This is a genomic window from Consotaella aegiceratis, assembly GCF_036541425.1.
Taxonomy (GTDB): Bacteria; Pseudomonadota; Alphaproteobacteria; order Rhizobiales; family Rhizobiaceae; genus Consotaella; species Consotaella aegiceratis.
Window position 1 is genome coordinate 1 of the sequence record NZ_JAZHFT010000123.1, and the last position, 1421, is coordinate 1421.

1 protein-coding gene and 1 pseudogene are annotated in these 1421 nt (G+C 56.2%); both read left to right on the top strand.

Going from position 1 to position 1421, the window contains the following annotated elements; translation table 11 throughout:
- Nucleotides 1-132: pseudogene (locus SMD10_RS25315) on the top strand (IS5/IS1182 family transposase); the annotation flags it as partial.
- Nucleotides 133-279: 147 nt separating this feature from the next.
- Complete coding sequence (locus SMD10_RS25320) at nt 280-906, top strand: hypothetical protein (RefSeq protein WP_331688490.1); 627 nt, start codon at nt 280-282, stop codon at nt 904-906.
- Nucleotides 907-1421: the final 515 nt, after the last annotated feature.

Genomic DNA, 1421 nt, shown 5'->3' on the forward strand with positions numbered 1-1421 from the left:
TGGCTCAATCGCAATCGACGGCTTGCCAAGGACTTCGAGCAGACCATCGCATCTGCCAATGCATGGCTGTTCCTCGCCTCGGTCCAACTCCTCGCTCGCCGCGTCGCAAGGCTCGCTAATTCATCTGCTTAGTTTTGAATCGGACACTTAGTCGCGCAACATCGGACGCTGGCTGCAATGTTTCGCAACAAATTGCCAAAATGATGCGGGATGGCCGTCTGAAATCGGCCACATCGATGTTCGACCCATCGGACGGTTTAGTGATTAGGAGAATCTGCAGTGCAGAGATTGACTGCGTCGTTAGCTTGGCACGTTCGACAGATTCCCTCGCGTTTATTTGTTCAGTTGCTGTCTTCGATGATCGTGGTCTTGGCTTTTCCGACGCTATCACCCGAACCTGCCGTTAGCACTAGCCAGCAGCCATCGGCACGAAGGGTCGTTCCCGATGGACCTCATGAACTCAACAGTGCCGCGGCCGAGGTTGTTGAACCAATTTTGCTCGTCCCGCTTCCATCGCCTCGCCCTAAGGCTCCCTTGCATGCGATCAAAGGCGCGAACGCACGCCTTGCAGAGACTTTCGTTCCAAGCGACGTGCAATTGGCAGATGCCTGCTTGCCGGAATGCGAGTCGAACGATCAGCTTCTTGACGTCGCTGGCGAGAACTACCCTCGACGAGTTCGCGAAGGCGTTCCGGGATACAATTTGGCTCCGTCTCTGCCGCTAACGCGGTCTTCGGAACAGCCCTGGCAAAATGCGGGTGAGCGTGTCGTCTCCATGATCGCTCGCGGCGCAAGCAATGTGATCCACGGGACAGCTCGTTTTTCGGACACTGCCGTCGACACGGTGCTGGCGTCTGCCGACGTGGTGAGCGAGGCTGTGATCGCGGCAAAAGCTATCGTTCCCTGACGCCGGCATTAGCATCTCGCAATGCGATAAGCGACTGAATCCAGCTGGCGTCCTTCGGGGCGAATTGAGGGGCTATCGACGACGCTTCGGGTCTGATCGGCCCAGGGATGAGTGACGCTCAATCCCAGACACGAGCGCCCCGCTGGCCGAGAGGCTGGCGGGGCCCTTTTTTTTCATCGAAAAAAACCTCCACCTCTGGTGGAGGAGCAGATGGGTTCGACACCGTATAAAAGAAACCTCCGTGCTTGAGCCACGAAGTGGGCAAGAACGGAGGTCATAGTGGACAATAACCATCTATCCCACTCGACGTGGGACTGCAAATATCACCTCGTATTTGCAAGTAAATACCGAATGAAAAGGCTGGACAGTTCTTCTGTAACGGGCCGTCCTGGGTCAACCCCAATTTCCCTACATCCTGTCGCCGAGGTCATGCTTCTGTCCGCAGTCGCTGAAAGGCGCTGCATGATGGAGTGGGAATGGGACCAGCCGATCGATCTAAAAAGCGCAGTCACCTG